Raw genomic sequence first — 2,407 nt, forward strand, 5'->3', positions numbered from 1 at the left:
CCCCGCCCCCCCCCTCCCCCTGCCCCCACGCTGCCTGCATCCACGCCCCCCACCGAGGTTCCCCACCGCCTCCCTCCCAGGTCCGAGACCCAGTCATGAGCCAGGACGACAGTATCCGCGCCAACCCTGGTACGCCGCCGACGAGCGAGCCGCCCTACAACGAAGAAGATCTCGGGCTTGCCGGGCGCACGGCGCGCTTTTTTATCCGCTCGCCGCTGTCGCCGTTGTTCTACGTCGCGATGCTGATGATGGGCCTGCTTGGGCTCATCGCGACGCCGCGCCAGGAGGACCCGCAGATTTCGGTGCCCATGATCGACATCATGGTGCAGTACCCGGGCGCATCCTCGGAGCAGGTGAGCAACCTCGCCATGCAGCCACTGGAGCGCATGATCAGCGAGATTCCCGGGGTCGAGCATGTCTACTCCGCGGCGGAGCGGGGGCAGGGCATCGTCACCGTCCAGTTCGAGGTGGGCGAGGAGATGGGCCCGTCCCTGGTGAAGGTGAACGACAAGCTTGCGTCCAATATGGACAAGATCCCACCCGGGGTCATGCCGCCGTTGGTGAAGAGTAAGGGCATTGACGATGTGCCCATCGTCACGCTCACGCTCTGGTCCAAAGACGTGGACGGCAATGGGCGCCCGGACGTGGACGACGGTCAGTTGCGGCTGCTGGCACAAGACGTGCTGCAGGCGCTGAAGGAGGTCCCGAATACGGGCAACGCCTTCATCGTCGGCGGGCGCAGCGAGCAGATCACCGTGGACGCCTTCCCGGAGCGGCTCTCCGGCTACCGCATCAGTCTCGGCGACGTCGCCAACACGATCCAGACTGCCAATGCGGAGGCCACCGCCGGCGGGGTCGAGTCCAGCGGCTCGCATTTCTCGGTGACCACCGGCTCCTTCCTCAAGAGTGCCGATGAGATCGCGCGGCTCGTGGTGGGCACCTACAACGAGATCCCAGTCTACGTCTATGACGTGGCCCAGGTGCGGCGCCAGCCGGAGGACGCCAAGCATCTGGTGGCCTACTACACCGGTCCCGCAGCGCCTGAGGGTATCGAAGCCGACGGCGTGCCGGCGGTGACGGTCGCTATCGCCAAGAAGGAGCTCACCAACGGCGTCACAGTGGCGAATGCCATCATCGACAAGGTGGAGGAGCTCAAGGGCGGGCGCATCCCGAACAACGTCGAAGTGAGCATTACGCGCAACTACGGCCAGACCGCGAACGAGAAGGTCTCGGACCTGATCAAGAAGCTCTTCATCGCGACCTTCTTCGTCTTCCTGCTGGTGTTGATCGCATTCCGCGCGCTGAAGCCAGCCGTCGTGGTGCTGCTGGTGATCCCCGTGGTGCTGCTGATGACGATTTTCATGGCGTGGGTCACCAACTACACCATCGATCGCGTCAGCCTGTTTGCACTGATCTTCTCCATTGGCATCCTCGTGGATGCTGCCATCGTCGTCGTCGAGAATATCTACCGGCGCTGGTTGGAAGAGGGACGCACCGACGACCACACCGCTGTGGATGCCGTGCGCGAGGTGGGCAACCCGACCATTCTCGCGACCTTCACGGTCATCGCCGCACTGCTCCCCATGGGCTTCGTCAGCGGCATGATGGGCCCGTACATGGAGCCCATTCCGGCGCTTGGCTCCGTAGCCATGCTCATCTCCTTGTTCGCGGCCTTCGTCTTTACGCCTTATCTGGCCATCTCCAAGTGGCTGCGTCCGTCCATGCGCTACCTTGAGGTGGCGGAGAAGCGCGAGCACCGCGAAGCCGAGGGCTTGGAGAAGCTCTACGTCTCGATCCTGACACCGCTCATCGAGAACAAGCGCACCCGGCTCATCTTCAAGCTCATCCTGTGGGGCAGCTTCCTCTTCACCCTGTCCTTCTTCTACTTCAAGTGGGTGCCGGTGAAGATGCTGCCGCTGGACAACAAGCCGGAGTTCTCGGTGGTGCTGGACATGCCCGAAGGGACGGCCCTACCGGTGACGGCCAACCTCGCCCATCGTATGGCCGAGAAGCTCCGCAGCATGCCCGAGGTCACGGCCCTTCAGCTCTACGCCGGCACTGCGCGGCCCTTCGACTTCAATGGCATGGTTCGGCATTACTACCTGCGCGACAAGCCCTGGCAGGGTGAGCTGCAGGTTCAGCTCAAGAACAAGAAGAAGCGCAAACGCTCCAGCCACGAGATCGCGGTAGAAGCACGGCAGATGCTGAAGCCCCTGGCGGACGAGAGTGGCGCGCGCATCGCCGTCGTCGAAATGCCCCCTGGCCCGCCGGTGCTGCAGTCCGTGGTGGCCGAGGTGCATGGACCCTCGCCGGAGGTTCGGCGCGACTTCGCGCGTGATCTGACGGACATCTTCGAGCAGGCCGAGAGCACGCGGGACGTGGACAACTACATCCGCGAGCCCTTCGA

The 2,407-nt window shown here is 63.9% G+C and carries 1 protein-coding gene; it reads left to right on the forward strand.

Annotation, left to right across the window (positions count from 1 at the left end; translation table 11 throughout):
- Positions 1-95: 95 nt before the first annotated feature.
- Positions 96-2,407: efflux RND transporter permease subunit (locus I6U14_RS17980; protein ID WP_296901225.1), on the forward strand; the 2,312-nt coding region annotated here is incomplete at its 3' end.

Origin of the sequence: Thiohalocapsa sp. (assembly GCF_019695415.1) — a bacterium.
Lineage (GTDB): Bacteria > Pseudomonadota > Gammaproteobacteria > Chromatiales > Chromatiaceae > Thiohalocapsa.